General features: G+C 72.7%; 2 protein-coding genes (1 of these 2 only partly in view). Both read right to left on the minus strand.

The window, feature by feature from the left end:
• Positions 1-5,796 carry an SDR family NAD(P)-dependent oxidoreductase gene (locus tag ACWDAK_RS13145; RefSeq protein WP_427393356.1) on the minus strand — a complete coding sequence of 1,932 codons (5,796 nt, stop codon included), beginning with the start codon at positions 5,794-5,796 and terminating at the stop codon, positions 1-3.
• Positions 5,793-20,092, minus strand: partial view of an SDR family NAD(P)-dependent oxidoreductase gene (locus ACWDAK_RS13150; RefSeq protein WP_427393355.1) — the 3' portion only. Its footprint extends 9,505 nt past the window's final position; only the last 14,300 of its 23,805 coding nucleotides appear in the window; its start codon lies beyond the right edge, outside the window; its stop codon occupies positions 5,793-5,795. The genes ACWDAK_RS13145 and ACWDAK_RS13150 overlap by 4 nt, the downstream gene beginning before the upstream one ends.

A 20,092-nucleotide genomic window follows, 5' to 3' on the forward strand; every position in this document is an offset into this window, starting at 1 on the left:
TCAGCGGCCTCCCTGCGCGGAGAGTTCGGCCGGGACCTCGGCGGCGTACAGCCTGTCGCACAGCCGCATCAGCTTGTCGAGCGACTGCGGGGCCGTCATCACCTCGGCGTGCATCGAGGTGTCCACGTCGATGGTGAAGAAGTCGTCGATCTGCTCCGCCCACTGCTGCCAGTAGGTGATGCCGTCCACCGTGGGCAGGTCCGGGTTGGGGAAGAGCACCATGTGGTCCTCGAACGCGCCGAAGAACTTGCCGCCGCGGTTGCGCAGGTAGTAGCAGCGCAGCCCGTCCCGCCGGGGCAGCGGGTCCACCGTGTACGTCTCGCCCTGAGTGGCCTGGAAGTAACGCGCCAACTGCAGGACGCGTGCCCGCAGTTGCGTCTCGGTCTTGTTGACCCCGCGCGCGAGGGCGGCGTCGATCAAGGAGTCGAGGAACTCCGGGCCGTCCAGCGTGGTGTCGACCTCGTCGCGGTGCAGGATCGGGGTGGCGCCGCCGTGCGAGTCGAAGCGGTTGTTCCCGAGGATCAGGTTGACCGCGCGGAAGTTGCTGACCTTGCTCACCGCGTCGGAGCTGAAGTCGCCCCCGACGATCAGGGCGTTGGCCTTGTTGGTCGCCTCGGCGTCCAGCGTGTCCAGCATGACCAGCGAGCTGACCTCCGCCCCGCGCGACTGGAGCTGCCGCACGACCTCGTAGGCGAAGAGGCCGCCGAGGGAGAAGCCACCGATGTCGTACGGGCCTTCCGGCTGTACGGCGAGGATGACGGTGGCGTAGTACTCGGCCATCGCGACCTGGCCGGTGAGGATGTCGGTGGAGTCGATCCAGCCCTTCGGCTGGATGCCGTAGAAGGGGCGCCGGCAGCGTGCGGCCAGCGGGGCGTAGGACTCGACTCCGCCGTTGCCGTGGTGGACCCAGAACACGGGCCTGCCCTCGGTGACACCGTTCATGCGGACCAGTTCGGGGAAGCTGTTCGGCGACACCGGCTCGGCCGGCCGCGCCGGGGGCTCCACCGCGGGAGCCGCCTCGGCCGCCGGCCGGGCCTCTTCCGCCGGGGCGGGCACGGGGGAGGTCGCGGCGGCGATCTCGTCGACGATTTCCTGGAGCGTCCGGCAGTCGCCGATGACGTCGAGGGTGAGGGAGGCGTCGATGTGCGTCTGTGCCTTCGTGAGGAACTGCACCATGAAGATCGAGTCGAAGCCGTAGTTGCTCAGCGGCTCGTCCCACCGCAGGGTCGCGGCGTCGACTTCGAGCAGGGTCGCCATGAGGTCCGCGACCACGTCGCCCATCGTCGACCGCGCAGCCGGCTCCGGGTCGGCGGCCGGCGCCGCTTCCACGGCCGTCGCGGGCTCGGTGGCCGATACCGGCTCGTGTGCGGGCAGGAACCGCTCCCGCATCCGCGCGTGGTCACCGTCCAGCGCGATGACGCTCGGCTTCCGGACGGCCCAGGCGCGGTTCAGGGCGTCGATGCCCACCGACGCGCGCATGGGCCGCATGCCCACGGATTCCAGGAGGCCCAGGGTCGAGGTGTCGGCGCCCATGCCGCCCTCCTCCCACAGCGGCCAGTTCACCATCAGGGTGCGCCCCGCACGGCTGCCCTGGGCGACCAGGGACTCCCGGTGGGCGGCGAAGCCGTCCATGAAGCCGTTGGCCGCGGCGTAGTCGGCTTGACCCACGTTGCCGAAGGCCGCCATCGAGGAGAAGCCGACGAAGCAGTCGAGCGACGTCCCGGCGGTGGCCTCGTCGAGGTTGCGGAGCCCGCTGACCTTGGCGGCGAACACCTCCCGCAGATCGGCCGCGCTCTTCCTGGCGACGAAGCCGTCGCGCAGCACTCCCGCCGCGTGGACGATGCCGTGCAGTGTGCCGTGCTCGGCCTCGATGTCGCGTACGGCCTGGAGCACCTCGGTGCGGTCGGCGACGTCCAGCACGCGGTAGTCGGCCTTGGCCCCCGACGCGCGCAGGGCGGTGAGCAGTTCCTCCTGCGCGGGTCCGGCCGGGCTCCGGCCGCAGAGGACCAGTGTGGGCGACTGGACCCGGTGGGCGATGTCCTGGGCGAACAGGGCGCCGAGCCCGCCGGCGCCGCCGGTCAGCAGGTAGACCCCGCCGTCGCGCCAGGGAGTTTCCGGGGCGGGCGTGGGAATCTCGCGCCAGTGGGACACCTGCCGGCGTCCTCCGCGGTAACGCACGGCTTCCTCGTCGACGTCGGCACCGTCGCACCGCAGCCGTTCGGCCAGTTCAGCCGGCCGCGGTGCGTCGTCGAGTTCGATCCACTGCGTCAGCAGCTTGGGGTGTTCCATGCGCGCCGCGCGCAGCATGCCGCTCAGGCCGCCCAGCCAGGGTGCGCTCGCGGGGGTGACGACCTGGACCACGCGCTGCGGCCGCGCCGCCTCCTGGGCCTTGCCGCGCAGCAGTTCCAGCAGGCGCTCGGCGTACGTGGTGTAGCGCGTCTCGATCGCGCCGTCGGCCTGCCAGCTCTCGCAGGTGCCGCCCACCGCTTCGCCCAGCGCGGTCGCGTCCACCTCGGGCAGCTCGCACAGGACGACGTGCCGGATCAGGTCGCCGCCGCGGTCCTGGGGTGCCACGTTGTCTCGCCAGTCCGCGTGGACCATCAGCGCGGGCGTGTCCGGGACCTCGACGGCGGCGGACGGGCGCTCCCGCTGCACGCGGGTGCTGAAGCCCAGCAGGCGCACGCAGACGTTGCCCCGTGTGTCGCACAGATCGATGTCGAGGCGGCGCACACCGGAGTCGCGGCGGTCGTCCTCGGCGCGGCGTACGAGCGCCCAGCCCTCGGCCGGGGTGGCGGCGAGCACCTGCACCTCGCGCACGCTGAAGGGCAGGGAGTTCTCGGTGGGAGCGTCGTCCCGCTCGCCGAGGACCAGGCCCAGGGTCGCCTGGAGGGCGGCGTCGAGCATGCCGGGGTTGAGCGTGAACGAGGTTGCCGCCGCCGCGGGCAGGCGCAGGCGTGCCACCGCCATGTCCTCGCCGTAGTGCACCGATTCGACGGTCTGGAACGCGGGGCCGTAGTGCATGCCCATGCGGGCGAACAGCGTGTAGAACTCGGTGCCGTCGCACCGGGACGGGCAGTTCGCGCGCAGCGCGTCGATGTCGTGGATGATGTCCGACGCGAGCAGGGCGGGGTCGAGGCGCACGGTCCCCTGCGCGTGCAGGACGCGCTCACCAGCGTGGTGGGCGTGCACCTCGAACGCCCCGTCCACCGGGTCCAGTTCGACGCCGAGGGAGCGCGGTGCTGTCACCTCCAGGGGGCGCAGCCAGGCGACGTCCCGCAGGCGCACACCGGTGGGGGCGGCTCCTGGGGCGGCCTTGACGGCCGCTTCGCGCACGAATTCGAGGTATGCGGCGCCGGGCAGTACCGGTGTCTCGCGGACGCGGTGGTCGCGCAGGTAGAACTCGTGCCCGTCCAGTTCGCGGCGGTGGGGCGCGGGAGGCGCGCTCGGCAGGATCTGTGCTTCGCCCTTGGCGTCGGCGATCCAGAAGCGCTGCAGGTGGAACGGGTAGGTCGGCAGCGGCATGCGTCGCATCGACCGGTCCGCGTACAGCCGCTGCCAGTCGAAGTTGAAGCCGGTGACCCAGAGCTTGAGCAGGCGCCCGATCTTGCCCTTGGCTATCCAGCTGTCGATGGCGACGGCGATGTCGTCATCCCCGACGAGTTCGCTCCACGGCCCCTGGCGCTGTGCCCGTCCGGTGTGCAGTCCCTGGGCCTTGCCGCCGTCGAGATAGGCGCGCAGCCGCTCGCGCAGATCGGCGGGCGAGTGGGTCAGGAAGGCCAGGCGCTCCTCCATCGCGACGCGGCCGACCTGGAGGGTGTAGGCGAGGCCCGGCAGGTCGGCTTCGCCGAGCCGGCCCGCGTCGATCCAGTCGGCGAGCTGCTGGACCCGTGCGCGCAGGGTCTCGGGTTCCGACGCCGATATCACGATGGCCACGGGGTCCGCGGTGTTCGTCGCTGGTGCGGGGTGGGGGACGTACTCCTCGAGGACGACGTGGGCGTTGACACCGCCGAAGCCGAACGAGCTGACTCCGGCCCGGCGCGGCAGCTCACGGCCTTCCGCGTCGCGCGGGGCGGGCCAGGGCCGCTGTTCGCGCACCAGGTGGAAGGGGCTGTCCTCCAGGTCGATGTAGGGGTTGACCCTCTCGCAGTGCAGGCTCTTGACCAGCGTGCGGTGCCGCATCTGGAGCAGCACCTTGATCACGCCGGCGACGCCCGCCGCGAGTTCGAGGTGGCCGATGTTGGTCTTCACCGAGCCCACGCCGCAGTGCGCTTCCTCCACCGTCGCGCCGTGGGCCTCGTACAGCTCGCGGAACGCCGCCTTGAGTCCGTTGATCTCGATGGGGTCGCCCAGCTTGGTGCCGGTGCCGTGGGCCTCGATGTAGCCGACCGTCCGGGGGTCGATGCCCGCCTTGCCGTAGGCTCGCCGGATCAGCGCGGCCTGTGCCTTGGGGTTGGGGGAGGTCAGGGAGTTGGAGCGGCCGCCGTGGTTCTCGGCGGTCGAGCGGATGAGGCCGTGGATGTGGTCGCCGTCGCGCTCGGCCGCGGAGAGCTTCTTGAGCACCAGCATGCCCACGCCCTCGCCACGGACGTAGCCGTCGGCGCGGTCGGAGAAGGTGCTGCACCGTCCTTCGACGCTGAGCATCCCGGACTTGCTGAAGCTGATGTGGCCGTCCGGAATCACCATGGTGTTGACGCCGCCGACGACAACCATGTCGCACTCGTCGCGTTCGAGCGCGGCGACGCCGCGGTGGATGGCGACCAGGGAGCTCGAACAGGCGGTCTCGATGGGCTCGCTGGGGCCGTGCACGTCGAGGAAGTAGCTCATCCGGTTCGGGCCGATCGAGGGGACGCTGCCAGTGGGCGTGACGCTCTCGCCCCTGCCGCCGCTGCGGTCGGCCAGCAGGCTGTAGCCGGTGTCGTTGGTGCCGACGAACAGTCCGAGGTTCTCCCCCGCGAGCCGGTCGGCGGCGTATCCGGCGTCCTCCAGCGCCTTCCAGACGTAGAGCATCAGCAGGCGCTGTTGGGGGTCCATGTGCACGGCGTCCTTCGGTGCGATGCCGAAGAACAACGGGTCGAAGTCGGCGACGCCGTCCATGAAGCCGCCCCACTTGACGTTGGTGCGCCCCGCCTCCCGGAGGGGGTCGCCGAAGTAGGCGCGCCAGTCCCACCGGTCGGCGGGGACCTCGCTCACGCAGTCGCGTCCGTCACGCAGGTTCCGCCAGAAGGCGTCGATGTCCTCGGCCTGTGGGAAGCGGCCGCTGACGCCGACCACCGCGATGGGTTCGGCGTCCTGCCGGTACGCCCGTGGGGGAACGGGCGCGGCCGGTGTGGGCGTGGGGACTGCGGCGGGCTCCGGGACGGGGGGCCGGGCCACCACGGGGGCGGGCGGCCGCAGGCCGAGACGGGTGGTCAGCGAGGAGCCGTACTCGTCGGCGAGATGCGCGCTGAAGGCCCGGAGGGTCGGGTGCTCGAAGAGGACCGTGGGCACGAGCTCCAGTCCCAGAGACTCGTTCACCATGATCACCAGCTGGCTGATGACGATGGAGTCCAGGCCGTACTCGCTGAGGTCGACGTCCACGTCCAGGTCCGCCGCGCTCACCTTCAGCAGCTCGCAGACCTTCTCGATCACGACGTCGCAGATCCGTTCCACCAGATCCTCGGTGTCGGCGGCAGGCGGCTGCTGCTCGGTCCGCGCCAGTTTCCAGTCGCGGATCAGGCGGAGCGCTTCGTCCTGTCCCACCCGTCCCTCGCGAATGAGCCGGTGCAGCTCGTCCAGGGAATCGACTCGGGTGCTCATATCAGGCTCCTCTTGAACTCGTCCGCGCTCAGTTCGCGCTGGCTGATGGCTTCGATCAGGTGCAGCAGGTACGCGTCGTCAGGCTCGGCCGGCGGCTCTGCCGCCGGGGCCGGCTCGGTGGGCGCGTCGTTGCCGAGGGTGCGGGCGCTGAAGCCGCGGAGGCGTACGCAGACGTCGCCGTTGTCGTCGCAGAGGTCGAGGTCGAGGCGACGGACGGCGCCCGGGTGGTCGTCCTCGGCGAAGCGGATGATCACCCAGCCCGTGGCCGGGGCGGCGCGGAGCACCTCCAGTTCGCGCAGGGCGAAGGGCAGTGCCGTGCGGGCGGTGCCGGGTTCGCCGACGAAGAGTCCGACCGTGGCCTGCAGCGCGGCGTCGAGCATGCTCGGGTTCAGCACGAAGCCGCTCTCGCGGGCCGCGCCGGCGGGCAGGTTCAGGCGCGCCATCGCCTGCCGCGTGCCCGTGTGCAGTTCCTCGATCGCCCGCAGCGTCGGGCCGTAGGTCATGCCGATGCCGGAGAACCGCTCGTAGCAGGCCTCGGCGTCGAGCACGGGGCCGTCGCACCGCGCGCGCAGCGCCGCGAGGTCGAGTCGCTCGCCCGGCGTCCCGCTCCGGCGCCGCAGCTGGCCCCGGCCGAACACGACGCGTTCGCCGTGCTCGTCCACCGAGTACACCTCGTAGCCCAGTCCGTCACCGGCCCGGGTGGACAGCGCGACGTGCACGTCGGTCTCCTGCTCGACCGTGAGCGGGCGCAGCCACGACGCCAGCTTCAGCGACCATGTCCCCTCGTCGCCCCCGGCGGCCTGGACCGCCGCGGCACGCGCCATCTCCAGGTAGGCGACGGCGGGCAGGACGGGTACGGCGTGCGGGCGGTCGTCGGAGGCGACGAACGCGCGGCCCGGCCGCCATCCGGACACCACCTCCATCACCCGGTCCTGCACCCGGTGGTCGGTGAGGAAGAACTCGCGGCCGGTGAAGCGCGAGGTGTACCGGTGCTCGTCCAGGTCCGAGGTGTTCACGTGCACCAGCGGGTGAAGCACCGTCGGCCGGGCGCCGTTCGCGGGGCGCGTGGTGTCGACCCAGTAGCGCTGGAGGCGGAACGGGTAGGTCGGCAGCGGGATCCGGCGCGGCCGGCGCCCGGTGTGGAGCCGGTCCCACTCGAAGGCGGCACCGCGCACCCAGGTCTCCAGCAGGCTCGCCCAGTCCTGCCGGCTCAAGGCGGTGAGGTCCTCCCCGGCGCCGAACGCGGCCGGTACGTCCGGGAGGTCGACGCCGCGCGGGACGCGGCCGCTGAAGACGTTGCCGGCGATCTCACCGCGCAGCCAGGCTTCCAGTGCCTCGCTGAGCTCGTCGACGGTCCGGGCCAGGCAGGCGAGGCGCTCGGACATCTGCGTGCGTCCCGTCTGGGAGGTGTACGCGATCGACGCGAGGTCGGTGTCGTCGTACGTGCCGCGGCGCAGCGCGTCCACCCAGCGCGTGGCGATCTCGCGCAGTACTTCGGGGCGGGCCGCCGACAGCAGGAACGGGAGGCGTTCGGTGGGCGCCTGGTCCGGCTCGGAGGCGGTCCGGGGCACGTATTCCTCGAGCACGACATGGGCGTTGACGCCGCCGAAGCCGAACGAGCTGACTCCGGCCCGGCGCGGCAGCTCACGGCCCTGAGCGTCACGGGGCGCCACCCACGGCTGCCGCTCGCGGACGAGGTGGAAGGGGCTGCCCTCCAGGTCGATGTAGGGGTTGACCCTCTCGCAGTGCAGGCTCTTGACCAGCGTGCGGTGCCGCATCTGGAGCAGCACCTTGATCACACCTGCCGCACCGGCGGCGAGCTCCAGGTGGCCGATGTTGGTCTTCACCGACCCCACGCCGCAGTGGGCTTCCTCCACCGTCGCGCCGTGCATCTCGTACAGCTCGCGGAACGCCGCCTTCAGCCCGTTGATCTCGACGGGGTCGCCCAGCCTGGTCCCGGTGCCGTGGGCCTCGATGTAGCCCACCGTCCGCGGGTCGATCCCCGCCTTCTCGTACGCCTCCCGCAGGAGCGCGGCCTGCGCCTTGGGGTTGGGCGCGGTCAGGGAGTTGCCCCGGCCGCCGTGGTTCTCCGCCGAGGAGCGGATGAGGCCGTGGATGTGGTCGCCGTCGCGCTCGGCCGCCGAGAGCTTCTTGAGCACGAGCATGCCGACCCCCTCGCCGCGCGCGTAGCCGTCGGCCCGGTCGGAGAAGGACTTGCACCGGCCCTCCGGGCTGAGCATCCCCGCCTTGGAGATGCTGATGTGCCCGTCGACGCTGACCATGGTGTTGACCCCGCCGGCGATCGCCATGTCGGACTGGCCCTCGCGGAGGACCTGGATGGCCCGGTGAATGGCGACCAGTGCGCTCGAACAGGCCGTGTCCACCGGCTCGCTGGGACCGTGCAGGTCGAGGAAGTAGCTCATCCGGTTCGGGCCCATCGAGGGTGCCGCGCCGGTGATGTCGTAGCCCTCGATCACCGGGGAGTACCGCGTGACCAGCGTGCTGTAGCCGGTGCTGGTGGTGCCCGCGATGAGAGCGGTGTTGGTGCCCGCGACCGCGCTCGCCGAGTAGCCCGCGTCCTCCAGCGCCTTCCACACGTACAGCATCAGGAGCCGCTGCTGCGGGTCCATCAGCTCGGCTTCCTTCGGGGAGATGTCGAAGAACAGCGGGTCGAAGTCGCCGACGCCGTTCATGAAGCCGCCCGATGTCACGTTGGACGTGTTGGGGTCCTTGACCGGGTCCCCGTAGTGGGCGCGCCAGTCCCAACGGTCCGCGGGTACTTCCTGGGTGCAGTCGCGCCCTTCGGCCAGGTTCTCCCAGAACTCGTCGAGGTCGTCCGCCATCGGGAAGCGGCCGCTGACGCCGATCACGGCGATGGGCTCGTCGTCGGGCGCGGTCGCTACGGTCGTTGCGGGCCGCTGGTCGGCCGTCGCCGCGGCGGGCGTTTCCTCCCGCGCCTCGGGGGCTACGGTGACGCGGTCGGCGTGGTGCTCGAGGAGATGGTCCGCGACCCCGGCCAGGGTGGGGTTCTCGAAGAACAGAGTCGGTGCGAGCGAGAGCCCGAACTCCGCGTTGAGCTCGTTGGCGAAGCCGATGAACGAGAGGGAGTCGAAGCCGTACCTGCTCATCTCCGCGGTGCCGCCGATCCGCTCGGCGGGCACGTCCAGCAGGACCGACGCGCGGGCGATCAGCTTCTTGAGCAGGGCCTTGTGCCGCGTGTCCCGGTCGGCCGGTGCGGCGGGCCCGTCCGCCCGCGCGGGTGCGGGAAGCGGGGCGGCCGTCCCGAAGCGATCGGGATGGTTGTCGAGGAGGTGGTTCACAGCCTCTTCCAGGGTCAGGTGTTCGGGGAACAGCTTCGGAGTCAGCGAGAGCCCGAACTCCGCGTTGAGCTTGTCGGCGAACTCGGTGAGCGAGACCGGGTCGAAGCCGTACTCGCCCATCTCCACCGCGCCGTCGATCTCGTCCGCGCGCACGCCCAGTACGGCCGAGGTGTGGGTGATCAGGCGGCGGAGAACGGTCGCGTACACGGTGGTCCGGTCGGGTGCGCTCGAAGGCTCAGGACGGGCGGCCTTGGCGGGAGCGAGCAACGTGGCGTCGATCCGCGCGCGTTCGCCGTAGATCGCCAGCACGTGCGGCGCGCCGCTGCCGTAGGCCCGCTCCAGCGCCTCGATGCCGTGGCGGGCGCGCATCGGCACCATGCCGACGCTGTCCCGCAGACGGCGTTCGGTGGCGGCGTCGACGGCCATGCCTCCGCCGGCCCAGAGCGGCCAGCCGACCACCAGCGTGCGGCCTCGGCGCTCGCCCCTGGCGACCAGCTCGTGGCGCCGGAGCGCGTAGGCGTCCATGAAGGCGTTGGCCGCCGCGTAGTCGCCCTGGCCCTGGTTGCCGAAGGCCGACAGCGAGGAGAAGCCGATGAAGAAGTCCAGGTCGAGTCCCGCGGTGGCCTCGTCGAGGTGGACGAAGCCGGCGACCTTGGCGGCCAGCACCTCCCGCAGTTCCTCGGCGCTCTTCTGGCCCAGGTAGCTGTCGCGCACCACACCGGCGACGTGGACGACGCCGTCCAGGCGTCCGTGTTCGGCGACGATCGCGTTCACACGGTCGGTCACGGCCTCGCGGCAGCTCACGTCCAGCGCGCGGTAGGCCGCGCGGGCCCCCAAGTCGTCCAGCTCGCGGAGCAGTTCGCGCTGGGCCGGGCCCTCCGGTGAACGCCCGCACAGCACGAGGGTGGCGCCGGGCGCCTGCCGCGCGATCTCCCGGGCGAACAGCCCGCCGAGCGCCCCGGCTCCCCCGGTGACGAGGTAGACGCCACCGGCCTTCCACGGCCGGACCTGCGGAGCGTCCTCGACGGCGGTCCACTGGGGAACGTGCCGCCTGCCGTCGGCGTACCGCACGACCGCGTCGTCAGGACCGGCCGCGTCCCGGCGCAGGCGCTCGCACAGCGTCGCGGTGTCGACCGGGGTCTCCATCTCGACGAGCTGGGTGAGCAGTTTGGGGTGCTCCATGCGGGCCGTGCGCAGCAGGCCGCCCAGCCCCGCGAGGAGTCGGCCCTCGCCGTCGGCGGGCACGACCACCTGGATCAGCACCTGGCCGTCGCCGGTCGCCGGGATGGCCTGCCTCAGCCGTGCCAGCACGGTCTCGGCATGGCGGGTGTAGCGCAGGACCAGGTCGCTCTCGTCGGGCAGTGCGGCGCACGGCACACCCAGTTCGGCCTGGACGTCCCGGGGGTCGATCGCGCCGAGCCCGCCGAGCAGGACCTCGTGCCGCGCCAGCGGACGCGGTGCCCCGGAGGCTTCGGCCGGGCGCGTGCCGACACGCATGAGGGTGAGCGACGCGCCGTCCGGCACGCCGTCGGCCGCGACGCTCTCCCGCGGGGCGTCGGCCGCGGGCAGCACCCGGGTGCTGAACCCGAGCAGCCGCACGCACACGACGCCGTCGTCGTCGCACAGTTCGATGTCGATGCGCCGTACGGCACCGCCGCGGTCGTCCGCCGCGGGCCGCACCACGGCCCAGCCGCTCACCGGGCTCGGTGCGAGGATCTGCGCCTCCTCCAGGACGAAGGGGAGCGCGGCCGCCACGGTGTCGGTGTCCTCGGTCAGCGACAGGCCCAGCGTGGCCTGAACGGCGGCGTCGAGCATCGACGGGTGCAGGGTCCAGTCGGCGCCGTCCCGCGCCGCCTGCGGCAGGCTCAGGCGCGCCACGGCGAGCCCGGTGCCGACGCTGAGCCGGCGGATGCCCCGCAGCGCGGGCCCGTAGCCGATGCCCATGCTCGCGAAGAGGCGGTAGCACGACTCGTGGTCCAAGGTGCGCGCATCGCACCGCTCGCGCAGCTCGGCGATGTCCAGGCGTGCGGGCGCGGGCGTCTCGCACCGTTCGACGCGGCCCTGTCCGTGCGGTACGGGCAGGTCGCCTCCGGTCGTCGTGGTGATCTCGTAGGTGAAGTCGCCGTCCTCGCGCGGCCGCAGGGCGATCCCGACCGAGGTGGGCCCGGTGATGCGGGCGGGGCGGGACCAGACGACGTTGCGCAGGCGGAAGCCGGTGGGCGCGATGCCTTCTGCCCGCGCCGCCGCGCACGCCAGCTCCAGGTAGGCCACGCCGGGGAGGACGGGCACGTTCCGTACGCGGTGGTCGTCGAGGAAGAACTCCTCTCCGGTCAGCTCGACGGCGTAGTGCGGCTCGCCGGACTCCGTGCGGACCGCGCGGCCCTTCAGCGGCGAGGTGGGCACGGCGGGGGCCGCCGGAAGGGGGGACGGGCGCGTCCCGACCCAGTAGCGCTCACCGGCGAAGGGGTACGGCGGGAGGGAGACGACGGTGAAGCCCCCGTCGCCGAACAGCGGGGCGAAGCTCAGGTCCAGCCCCTGCGCGAAGAACCCCGCGAGCTCGGTCAGGCAGTCGTGCCGGTCGCACTCGGCCATCAGGTGGCCGACGCGCGTGCGCACGGCGGGGTCCTGGCGGCGGTGCCCGTCCGCCGCCTCACCGGTGACCACGCCCGGGGCTCGGCCGTCGCGCAGCCATGTCCGCAGGGCGTCGACGAGCTGCTCGCGGTCCGACACCACGCCCGCCCACCGGTGGGTGCAGTGACGGCGTCCGGTGGCCAGGGTGTAGGCCACGTCGCCCACGTCCAGGTCCTCGTGCGTGACGGCGTGGCCCAGCAGGCGCTCGACCTGGGCGCGGCGTGTGGCGTCGTCCTGTCCCGACAGGACGATCAGCCAGAGCGGGCGGGCGCCGTGTGTGCCGCCGTCCCGTGCGGGAGCCTCTTCGATCAGCGCGTGCGCGTTGGTTCCCGCGGCGCCGAACGAGCTGACTCCGGCCCGGCGCGGCCCGTTCGCGGGCGCGGGCCACGGGCGCAGCTCCGTGTTGACGTGGAACGGGCTGTTCTCCAGCGTGATCGCCGGGTTGCTCCGCTCGAAGTGCAGCGACGGCGGCAGTTGCTCGTGCTTGAGCGCCAGCAGCACCTTGATGACACCGGCCACGCCCGCGGCGTACTGGGTGTGCCCCAGGTTGGTCTTGACCGAGCCGAGCGCGCAGCCGCCCTTGGGCGCGGCGCCGAACGCCGCGCTCAGTGCCTCGAATTCGATCGGATCGCCCAGCGGCGTACCGGTGCCGTGCGCCTCGATCAGCTGGATCCCGGCGGGATCGACACCGGCGCGCTCGTGGACTCCGCGCAGCAGGCGCTTCTGCGAACCGGCGCTGGGTGCGGTGAGTCCATTGGTGGTTCCGTCCTGATTCATGCCCGACCCGCGGATCACTCCGTAGACCTGGTCTCCGTCACGCAGGGCGTCGGCCAGCCTCTTGAGCACGACCACACCGGCGCCCTCGCCCGGCACGAAGCCGTCGGCGCTCGCGTCGAAGGTGCGGCAACGCCCGGTCGGCGAGAGCATGTTCGCACGCACGGCGGACTTGTAGAAGATCGGCGTGGACTGGATGAACACGCCACCGGCCAGCGCCATCGACGTGTTGCCCTGGCGGAGGTCCTGGCAGGCCTGGTGGATGGCCACCAGGGAGCTGGAACAGGCCGTGTCCACCGACAGTGCGGGCCCCTGGAGGTCGAGGAAGTAGGAGATCCGCGAGGCGATGACCGAGGAGATGTTGCCCCAGAGCGTCTGCGGCGGCGCGTCGTCGCCGATCAGCTGCTGGTAGTCGCTGGGCGAGCCGCCGACGTAGACGCCGCACCCGCGGCCGTCGAGCCGCTCGCCGGCGTAGCCCGCGTCCTCCAGGGCGTGCCAGCACTCCTCCAGGAAGATCCGCTGCTGTGGATCGGTGTAGGTCGCCTCCTTGCCCGACATCCGGAAGAACCAGGCGTCGAAGCGCTCGATGTCGTCCACGAAGCTGCCCTGCTGGCGCGGGGCGCCGGCTCCCAGCTCCTTCTCCATGTCCCAGCGGGTGACGTCACCGACCAGGTCGTCACCGGCCGCGAGGTGCGCCCAGAGCGCCGCGGCGTCGGGCGACCGCGCGAACCGGGCGGCGATGCCGACCACCGCGATGCCGTCGTCGGCGGGACCGCTCGCGGGTGCGGCGGGAGCCACGTCGTCGGCCACGGGGGCCACGAGTGCGGCGGGGGCCTCCTCCACGTGTGTACGGGCCACGGGAGGAGCGTCGTCGGCCTCGGTGGACGGCTCGCAGAGGGCGCTACCGGCCCGCAACCGGGCTCCGTACACCTCGACCAGATGGTCCGTCAGCCGGTCGAGCGAGCTGTGCTCGAACAGGGCCGTGCTCGACAGGTCGACGCCGAGGGTGGTGTTGACCGCGCCGACGAGCTTCACGCTGAGGATCGAGTCCACGCCGAAGTCGGAGAACGACGCCTGCGGGTCGATCTCGTCGGGCTCCATGATCAGCACACGGGACAGCTCGGTCAGGAGGCGGTCACCGACCAGGAAGCGCAGCGTCGAGGCGTCCATGGCCGCGGGCCGCGGCTCGGGGGCCGGGGCGACGGGCGAGGGGGCCGTGAGGACGGCCGGGGCCTCGGTGCCACGTCCGCGCCGCGCCGGGGCGGTTGTCGCGACCCAGTAGCTCTTGCGCTGGAAGGGGTACGTCGGCAGCGGTGTCCGGCGCACGTCGAGGCCGGAGAACAGCGGCGCGAAGTCCACCGCGGCGCCGTCGAGATACCGGTCCCTGGCGCGCTCCTGCGCAAAGCCACCGCTCACGCCGGTCGCGCTCCGCCCGTCCAGCCATGCCTCCAGCAGATGTGCCAGCTCGTCGCGGCCACGGGCGACGAACGCGGCCCGGTGGGTGAAGTGATCGCGGCCGACGGCCAGCGTGTAGCTGACGTCGCCCAGCGCGGCGTCGGGGGTGCGGCTCAGGTACGCCAGCAGGTCCTCGGCGCGGCCGCGCAACGCTGCCGGCTGCGGGGCGGAGAGCACGAACAGGTGCGCGCCGTCCGGGTGCCGACGCCCGGGGCGGGCCGGGGCGTCCTCCACGACCACGTGTCCGTTGGTGCCGCTGAAGCCGAACGCGCTCAGGGCCGCGACGCGCTTGCCTTCGCGGTTCGGCCGCCACGGCCGCAGCTCCGTGTTCACGTAGAACGGGCTGCCGTCGAGCCGGACCGCGGGGTTGGTCTCGTAGTAGTGCAGCGACGGCGGGATCTGCCCGTGGCGCATGGCGAGCACGATCTTCAGCAGGCCGGCGACGCCCGCCGCGGAGGTGGTGTGCCCGAGGTTCGTCTTGATCGAACCGAGCGCGCAGGAGCCGGGGGGCAGGGTCGCCGGGAAGGCGCTGGTCAGTGCCTGGCACTCGATGGGGTCGCCGAGCTGGGTGCCGGTGCCGTGGGCCTCGACCATGCCGATCCCGGCCGGGTCGATGCCGAAGTCGGTGTGCGCCTGGCGGATGAGGCGCTCCTGCGACAGGGCGCTCGGGGCGGTGATGCCGTTGGTGGCTCCGTCCTGGTTGACGACCGAGCCGCGGATCACCGCGTGGATGTGATCGCCGTCGGCCAGCGCGTCGGACAGGCGGCGGAGCACCACCACGCCCACGCCCTCGCCCGGCACGAACCCGTCGGCCGCGGCGTCGAAGGTGTGGCAGCGCCCGGTCGGCGACAGCATCCCGCCCCGGGTCGCCGCCAGGTAGGTCTCCGGCGTGGTCTGGACGCTGACCCCTCCGGCGATGGCCAGCTCCGTCTCGCCGCTCCACAGGCTCTGGCAGGCGAGGTGCACGGCGACCAGCGAACTGGAGCAGGCCGTGTCGACCGCGATGGCCGGCCCCTGGAGGTTCAGGTGGTAGGCGATGCGGGCGGGTACGACCGACGGCGCGTTGCCCCACGCCGCCTGGGCGGGCGGCGCGTCCTCGAACCACTGGGCGTAGTCGCCGCCGGTGCAGCCGACGTAGACGCCGCACTTGCGGCCGTTCAGCGAGGCGCCCGAGTATCCGGCGTCCTCCATCGCTGTCCACGCCTGCTCCAGGAAGAGGCGCTGCTGCGGGTCGGTGTAGGTCGCCTCGAGGCCGGTCAGGTTGAAGAAGCGCGCGTCGAACCGGTCGATGCCGTCGAGGAAGCTGCCCGAGCGGCAGGAGAGTTCGTGCCGGCTGTAGCCGGAGAGGTCCCACCGTTCGACCGGGCCGACGAGGTCGTCGCCGGCGGCGAGGTGCTGCCACAGCGCGTCGGCGTCGTCCGACTTGGCGAACCGTGCGCTGATCCCGACGATGGCGATCGGCTCGCGTCCCGCAAGCTCGCGCCCTTCGGAGAGGCGCGGCGTGCTCACGGTGTGCGGTGCCGGAGCCGTCGCGGCGGGCGACGAGGCCGCCGGAGTCTTCGGGGCGGGCAGCTTCGGCCGGTGGCTCTCCGCGATGTGCGCGGCGAGCTGTCCCACGCTGCGGTAGTCGAAGATGACCGTGGTCAACAGGTCGGTTCCCAGCTCTTCGTTGAGGCGCTGGACGAACTTGACGCCGACGATGGAGTCGAGGCCGTAGTCGGCGAACGCCTGGTCCGCGTCGATCCGGTCGGTGGGCAGGCGCAGTGCGGCCGCGAGCTCCGCCAGCACCAGGTCCGCCACCCTCCGGACCGCGTCCGGAGCCTGAGCCGGTGCCGCAGCCGCGTCCGGAGCCGGGGCGCCGGTCGACGGTCGGGCCGGGAGGCTGCTCGCCTCCGGCGCTCCCGCCCGCACCCGGGGGCTGCGGGCGAGGCCGTCGCTGTGGGCCACCACGACTTGCTGGCCCAGGGGCAGGGCGTCCGCGGCCGGGTGGCCGACGCACCTGAAGCCCTCCTGCTCCAGCACCAGGCGCCAGCCCTCGGGGGAGAGTGCGGGGCTGCCGGGCACGCGCAGTTCGGCGTCGTCGTAGAGCCACCAGCCGTCGAGCAGGCCGAAGGTGAGGTGGTTGATCAGGTAGAAACAGCTGATCTCGTTCAATGCCAGTAGGCCGTTGCCGCGCAGGAGTGCCTTGGCGTGCCGCAGGGCCGGGCGGATGTTCTCCGTCGCGTGCAGCACGTTGGCCGCGATCACGACGTCGAACGCTCCGGTGTCGAGCCCCTGGGTGTGCGGGGGCCTGGCCGCGTCGAAGACGCGGTACGTCAGGTGGTCGAACCGCGGTCCGAACGTGTCCTGGGCGTGTTGCAGGAAGGCCTGCGACAGGTCGGTGTAGCAGTACTCGGCCAGGTCGAGCCCGGCACGGGCCAGGCGGTCGAGCACCGGGCCTGTGGTGCCGCCGGTACCCGCGCCGATCTCCAGCACGCGCAGGCGGGCGCTGGGGTCGGCGTCCTGGCGGGCCCGCAGGAAGGACGCGACGTGTTCTGCCAGCACGGCGTTGAAGTACCCGGCCACGCGGTTGTCGCGGTAGACGCCTGCCACCAGGGAGAACGAACCCTGGGGAAACAGCACGTCGGTGGCCGGCACCCGGCCGCACAGGATGTCGGTCAGGGCGGGCAGCGTCTGACCCAACAGCCGCATGGGCGCGCGCAGATCGGTGTTGCCCTCGGCCCACAGCGCCTGGCCGTGGGCCCAGTCGGCGCGGCAGGCTTCGGCGTCCCGCGCGGCCGGGGCGTGACTGCTCCAGCCCCGCGCGTCGATCAGGCCGTGTTCGGTGAGGGTGCGCAGGGTGGTCGTGAGCCAGCCGTCGAAGCGGGGGTCGACGCCGTTGCGCTCCTTCCAGCCGGTGAGGCCGTCGCGCGGGTTGTCGAGGCCCGTCCGGCGCAGTTCCGCCACGAGGTAGCGGTGCAGACAGGCGTCGATCTCGCCCGGCACCGGGCCCGCGTGGTGGGCGGCCAGGGCGACCGGTACGGGCACGTCCGTGGCGCTGCCGCGCGTCGCCGCACCGTACGGGTGCACGGTCAGCGTCTCCGTGGTCAGGGCCCCCTCGATGGGCAGCGGGCGCCCGAGGCGCATGAAGCCGATCTGGTCGAGCGGCCCCGCCAGGAGCCGTTCCAGCGCGCCCATCGCCGTGGCCGGGTCGATCGGGGCCAGGCCCATCGCGGTCACGTCACGCATGAGCTCCTCGGGAACGTTGCCCCAGTAGCCCCAGTTGACGACCTTGACCGGGCAGTCCAGTGCCTTGCGCAACTCCGGGGCGCGGGCGTCCTCGAAGGCGCAGGCCGCCGAGTAGTGCGCCTGGTGGGAGTTGCGGATGAAGCTGACCAGCGAGGAGATCAGCAGGATGAAGTCCAGGCCCTGGGCGGCGAAGGCGTCGGCGAAGTGCACGCACGGATCGACCTTGGCCGACAGGGTGGCCTCCAACTCGGTCTCGCTCATCCCGGCCAGCGGCGTGTGGCTGAAGACCATCGCCAGGTGCACGACACCGTCGATGTGGCCGTACCGGCGGAGCACCTCGTCCCGCATCCCGGCGAGCGCCTCGGGGTCGGAGGCGTCGGCGGACACGTATACCGGTGCGCGCCCGCTCGTGGCCACCTGGGCCACCTGGGCCGCCTTGGCCCGGATGCCGTCGTCCTCGGCGCGGCGGCCGACCCACACGACGTGCGCGTCGTACTGCCGGACGAGGTACTCGCTGAGCAGCACTCCGAGGTCGCCCGCCCCGCCGATGAGCACGTAGACGCCGTCGCGGCGCAGCACGGGCTCGGCCGGTGCGGGGGTCGCGTCCACAGGCAGGAGCTGCCTGCGCAGCCACTGGCCGCCGCGGCGCGCGAGGGGGTGCGCGCGGTGGTCGGCGGGCAGCGCGAAGACCTCCTCCGCGACGAAGGGCTCACCGTCGGCCAGGTCGACGGCGCGGATGCGCCATCGCGGCAGTTCCTTGGCCAGGCCGCCGATCATGCCGTGCAGGCTCGCCTGTGCCGGGTCGCCGGCTCCGGAGCCGCTCGGGTCGAACGCCCCGTGCGTGAGGAGGGTGAGCCCCAGGTTCCGCTCTTCCGGGCCGAGAGCCGTCAGTGCCTTGAGGAGGCGGAACATGCGCCGGATCGCTCCGCGTTGCGCGGCGATCCGTGCCGTGGCGGTGTGGGCGGGGGCGGTCGGGAACCGCATGATCACGTGGTCGAACGCGCCCAGCGCGGCCAGTTCGTCCCGCACTTCCTCGGCGGAGGACGCGCTGGTGTGCAGCGCCACCAGGTTCGGGTAGCGGGCGCTCAGCGCCGCGAGGGCTTCCGGTTCGAGTCCGACGGCCACCACGCGGGCGGTCCTGGAGGGGTACGGCGTGCCGCGCAGCAGCCGGGCCGGCTCCCAGACGGGGTGCAGCGTGAGGTCGCCCTCGGGAAGCTCGTAGGAGTTCACCGGCTGTGCAGGGGCTGCCGGGGCGGTGGGTGTGAGCACGGCAGGGATCTCCCGCGTGGGAGGCGGCGGTGTGGTCCGCGACGCGGACCCGGCCGGCAGTTCGGGGAGCCCGTCGGTGTACCAGTACCGCTCCCGGGCGAACGGGTAGCTCGGCAGGCCGACCTTGCGCGGCCTGGGTCCTTCGGCGTACAGGAGCGCCCAGTCCACCGCGAGGCCGCTCGTCCATGCCTCGGCCAGCGGCGCGAGCTTTCCGCGGCGCGCCCAGCGCACGGCCGTCTCCTGGAGGTCCTCGTCGGTGAGGAAGCCCCGGACGGCGCCCGCCCGGTCGCCGCCGGAGCTGACGTACGCGCCGTCCGGGAGCCTGTCGCCGCGTGCGCAGGCGTCGAGCGCGTCGGCCAGGGCCGGAAGAGTGCTCACCACCACGGCGAACCGTGCGGTCATCGCCTCACGGCCGGCCTGGAGCGTGTAGGCGATGTCGCCCAGGTCGCCGTCGGTCCAGTCCCCCGCGCGCAGCGCATCGCGCAGCCGCCCGGCGGATTCGCGCAGGCGCTCGTCGTCGAACGCGGACAGCACCACGACGACGGGGCCACCGCCCTGCGGGGACGGCTCGGGCACGGTGTGCTCCTCGACGTATTCCTCGACCACCAGGTGCGCGTTGGAGCCTCCCGCGCCGAACGACGAGACGCCGCCGAGGCGCGGGCGGTCGCCGGGCCGCGGCCAGGGCGCGGCCTCGCGCTGGAGGACGAACGGGCTGTCGGTGAAGTCGATCTCGGGGTTGGTGCGTTCCGCGTGCAGCGACGGCACCAGCGTGCCGTGCCGCATCTGCAGCAGCAGCTTGGCGAGGCCCGCGACGCCGGCGGCCGACTCCAGGTGGCCGATGTTCGACTTCACCGAGCCGATGGCGCAGAAGTTCCGCGCGTCGGTGAACTCGCCGAAGGCCGCGCTCAGTCCGGCGATCTCGATCGGGTCGCCCAACGAGGTGCCGGTTCCGTGCGCCTCGATGCAGCCGATGTCCCGGGGGTCCACCCCGGACCGGCGCCAGGCGCCGCGGATGACGGCGGCCTGGGCGAGCGGGTTCGGCACGGTGAATCCGTGCGTGTGGCCGCCGTGGTTCAGTGCGCTGCCGCGGATCACCCCGAGGACGCGGTCGCCGTCGGCGACGGCGTCCTCGAGTGGGCGCAGCAGCACCGCGCCGACGCCCTCACCGGGTACGTAGCCGTCGCCGCCCTCGCCGAAGCTGCGGCAGCGGCCGTCGCTGGAGGCGAACTGCCCCTGGCCGATCATCAGGTACTTGCTCGGGTGCACCGACAGGTTGACCCCGCCGGCCACGGCGACGCCGCACTCCCCGCTCCGGATCGCCGCGCACGCGAGGTGGATCGCGGACAGCGCGGAGGCGCACATGGTGTCGACGGTGACGCTGGGGCCGCTGGCGTCGAGGTAGTACGACACGCGGTTCGCGATGGACGCCAGGCTGCCCGGCACGACGACGGGCTCGCCGCGCACGCTGTACTCGGCGCCGTGGAGCTGGTACTCGGAGTACATCGCGCCGACGAACACCCCGATGTCACCGGCATCCCCGGCCGCCCGGGCGCGGCCCGCGGCGCGAAGGGCGTCCCGCGTGTAGCCGGCGTCCTCGAGCGTCGCGTGGGCGCACTGCA

It is taken from the genome of Kitasatospora sp. NPDC001175 (assembly GCF_053598215.1).